We start from the raw sequence: 203 nt of genomic DNA, 5'->3' as shown, positions 1-203 counted from the left end.
ACAAAACCAGAAGAAAAACCAGAAGTGAAGCCAGATCCAAAACCTGAAACAAAACCAGAAGAAAAACCAGAAGTGAAACCAGATCCAAAACCTGAAACAAAACCAGAAGAAAAACCAGAAGTGAAGCCAGATCCAAAACCTGAAACAAAACCAGAAGAAAAACCAGAAGTGAAACCAGATCCAAAACCTGAAACAAAACCAGA

General features: G+C 38.4%; 1 pseudogene. It reads left to right on the top strand.

Annotated features, from left to right (window positions below):
- Window positions 1–203: pseudogene (locus tag H6481_RS29175) on the top strand (cell surface protein); the annotation flags it as partial.

It is taken from the genome of Bacillus sp. ME78 (genome assembly GCF_903970865.1).
In the GTDB taxonomy this organism is placed as follows: Bacteria; Bacillota; Bacilli; order Bacillales; family Bacillaceae_G; genus Bacillus_A; species Bacillus_A cereus.
Note: the sequence above shows the minus strand (reverse complement) of the source record. Positions and strands in the feature narration are given on the sequence as shown.